This is a genomic window from Schlesneria sp. (genome assembly GCF_036405755.1).
Classification (GTDB): Bacteria; Planctomycetota; Planctomycetia; order Planctomycetales; family Planctomycetaceae; genus Schlesneria; species Schlesneria sphaerica.
The window spans coordinates 1-3777 of the sequence record NZ_DASWWZ010000743.1; the positions used below are offsets into that span (position 1 = coordinate 1).

Here is a 3777-nt window from a genome sequence, read left to right on the forward strand (position 1 = left end):
ACCCGAAAAATCCGACGCGCGTCGCCGTCACGCTCAAAGAAAAATCAAACTCCGCGCAACTTTTCTGGACCGTCAATCTGCCGACAAAGTCCAAAGTTCTCATGCTCGATGGCTTCCTGGTGGAAGGGGCCAAGAATGAGAGCGTCCGGAAGCAGGTTGGACGGATCGGATTGTCGCTCGCAGAAGGACTTCGATTCACCTCAGAACCGAGCGATCCCAACATTCTGCGAATCAATGCAGGGGAATTTCCAGCATCGCTGGGACCGGTAGTGCGGGCTTATCAATTCCTGGGTCAGCCCTTCAAGCTGACCACGAAATTCGATGAAGTTAAGCCGTACTTTCAGGTAAAGCCGCAGTTCGTGCTGAAAGCTTCCGCACAACAACTGGAACTCGACGGCGTCTTCGATTATCGCGTTGACCGGGACAGTCTGAACGAAGTCATCCTGGCGTGGCCCGATTTGAAAGCGGAAGGCTGGACACTCGAATCGGTCGACGAACCGGGTGTCGTTGAAAGCCACGCAGTGGACGAGAAAGGGCAAATCACAGTTCGCCTGGTGAAACACCAGCCGGGTGGTTTCTCATTGCACCTTCGAGCGACGCGTCCGGTCAAACCGGGTGAAGAGATGACGTTGACACTTCCCCGTCCCAAGTCAGCGTCTCGCCTGTCACCGACTTCGCTGATTCTGGCAAACGCCGAAAATGTCGAGACGGAACTCACCTCCCGGGGTGAAACGTTCATGCAGCTTCTCTCATCGACCAATCTGGAACTTCCCGAGTCCGTACGAGGACGAAAGGTGACTGCCTACAGGGTCGATACTGACGAACAACGTTTCAGTCTGCGGGTCACTCCACAAAAGCAGCGTGTACGAACCGACTCGCTGGTCGAAGCCCATTGGCAGGACAATCAATTTCAGATTGTTCAACACCTGATCTATGACGTCTCGTACGAACGGCTTTCCCAGATTCGAGTCGCAATCCCTGCGACCCTTGAGCCTGAACGAATTCGCTTCTATACGAGTCGCGACGTCGAACTGACATCGGATCCGATCACCACTCCACCTGGCACCCCTCGTCAAATCCTGCTCAAACTGGGTGAAGGGCATCTGGGACGATTTGAGATTCAGGCCCGTTACGCCGTCCCGTTTGCGAAAGACTCTGCCTTTGACACCGACGCGGAAGTGGCTCTCCCCATCCTCGGGAGTTCGGACGAGGCATTCTCGGAAGTCCGTGTCTCACTTTTGCAATCAGACTGGTTCGACGCGGAACCGGTTTCACGAGACCTCTGGAAGCCGCAGTTCTCACGCCAGGAAGCATGGCAGTGGCTGGCGGATGGCAGCCCGGCCGCCATTCCCTTGAAACTGGTCCGATCAACACACGCGACGGGGAAAGGGAATGTCTCGCACGCACTGATCACCGCGCAGGTTGATGGAACGGGGCAGGGGATCGTGCGAGCACAGTTCCGTATATCAACACGTTCAACGGCGCTCCCGGTCGTCCTTCCGGCGACCGCCACATTGACCCGGTTTTACTGGGACGAGCGATTGCTTCAGGCGCGGGACTTCGTCGAATCTCCCGCTGAATCCCGCAAATACACAATTCAGATCCCCGAAGAGTCCGACAAGAACTCCTATGCAGAACATCTCCTGACGATCGAGTATCAGGATCGCTTCAGCTCGATCCTGGGTTGGTCCGAGCGATTAGAGATGCGTCCGCCGACACTGCCACGGTGCTTATGGGATGGAACCGTCATCTGGCAAACGGTCATGCCGAAAGACCAGCATCTGTTTACTTATCCCTCGTCGGCGACTCCGCGGTTTCACTGGAAACGAAACGGGATTATCTGGAGTCGCCAGTCGGATTACACGCCGCAGTACCTGTCTCAATGGGTGACGCCCAATTCCATCAAGCCACCTGCTGAAGTCGATCTGGGAATCCCTGAGTCATCGACCAATCGCTACGTCTTCGTGCAATTCGGCTCGCCTCAATTGCTGGCATTTCAGACGATGAACAGTTCGATGGTCCTCTTTTTCGGAGCCGGTTTCTCGCTGGCAGTGGGCTTCATTCTGCTCAGGCTCGTCGTCTTGCGGCACGTCATGACCGTACTGTTGTTGTCGCTGGTGATCGCCACATTTGGATTGTGGTACTCGGCACCGCTCGAACTACTGGTTCAGCCGATGATTGCCGGACTGATCTTTCCCGCCACGGCGGTACTCCTTGATAGCTGGATTCGTCGACGTAGCGACACGGGAATCCTGTCATTCGAAAATCAGGGGGAATTTCCGCCGATTCAGGCATTCGGCAGTCACCATGGTTCTCGCCAGGCCGACCCGAATGAGGTCACCGTCCATCGCGCGTTTGTCCGGGACAGCCAATCCAGTCTTCCCGTCGAATCTGGAAGTGGAGTGTCATGAGCCGTTTTCGCTGGCATGAAGTGGTGTGGCTCGGCGTTTTGTTTGGCCTCTTCCTGACGGATTCGATTGGGCGCCTTGCCGGGAATGCATCGGGCGCGGAACCACTGCGCCCGGGCATTGAGTTTGAACGAGCAGACTTTCCCGCCGACCAGCCGAATGCCTGGCCGAAAGAGGTTAGTAAGAGCGTCGCGGTGCCGCGGGATGAGTTTGTCTCACTGGTCGAGAAACTCAACGCTCGTACCCGCGGTCCGCGTCCCGCCTGGCTGAAGTCGGCTCACTACGAAGCCATTCTCGTCGATGACACACTGGTCAGCGGACTGATGACAGCATCGGTTCAAAGACTTGACGGACCTCCTTCCCTGCTTGAGCTGGGACCATTCTCTTTCGCGATTAAAGAACTCAAATGGCAAAACCGAAGTGCCATCTGGGGTTCATCCGCCGATGGCCGCGCCTGGGTCCTGACCGACGAGAGAAGTGATGAACTGCTGGGGGAATGGACGTGCGCAGGAAGGAAGTTTCCCGGCGGAATCGACTTTGATCTTCAGTTGCCTGAAGCAACCACGTCGTTTCTGGACCTGCGGATCCCCCGAGCCTACATCATTGATGTTCCCGGGGCCGATGTGACTCTGTTGTCTGACGCCCCGTCCGAAGCAACTCGGTTGTGGCGAATTCAGTGCGGAAACAACAATCGTTGTCGGTTGACGTGCGTGTCCAGCGACGCCATTGAGCCTCGGCGGAACGCGCTGCTGGTTGAACACGATATGCACGTCGTGGTCCGAGAAGAAGATGTCCGATTTCAACTGGTCCTGAACCTTGAGGCACTTGATGCTCCGATCCGGGAATTTTCGTTGCGTGTCCCGGCCGGTCTGACGATCTACTCAGTCGTATACGGCTCTGAGACTCCCATTCAATTTCAACGAGTCCCTGAGACGGATCCCGACGGAAAACTGCTGATTCGCTTGCCCGGGCCACTGCTCGGACGGGGGCGCACGCTGCGTATCGACGGCATGGCCGTAAAGGAACCAGACCGTCCTGCGATCTCTCCGCAAATCATTGTCGAGAACAGCACATTTTCCGGCGGACGCCAGTCCGTGATTGTGCAGTCGCCGCTTCAAATCCGGTCGATCCGGTCGACCGCGTATCGCCAGTTGACCCCTCTCATGCCGACCTCCGATGGCGAGAGCCTCATGTTCCAGCAGTTGTCGCCCGAAGCGCAACTGATTCTGGACGTGCATCGGCCCCCGGTCACGCTGACCGGTCAAATGCTGGGCCTGCTGATTGCAGACGAAGATTCGTGGATGCTGGATACCGAAATCACCTGGACATCGCCGACCGTCGGGGGATTTCGAACGAGCTGCCTGTTCCC

General features: G+C 56.8%; 2 protein-coding genes. Both read left to right on the top strand.

Annotation, left to right across the window (positions count from 1 at the left end; genetic code table 11):
* On the top strand, positions 1-2411 hold a 2411-nt coding region (locus tag VGE80_RS24435; RefSeq protein WP_440594469.1), incomplete at its 5' end, for a hypothetical protein.
* A partial coding sequence (locus VGE80_RS24440; RefSeq protein ID WP_440594470.1) for a hypothetical protein occupies positions 2408-3777 on the top strand: 1370 nt, incomplete at its 3' end. The genes VGE80_RS24435 and VGE80_RS24440, both read left to right, overlap by 4 nt.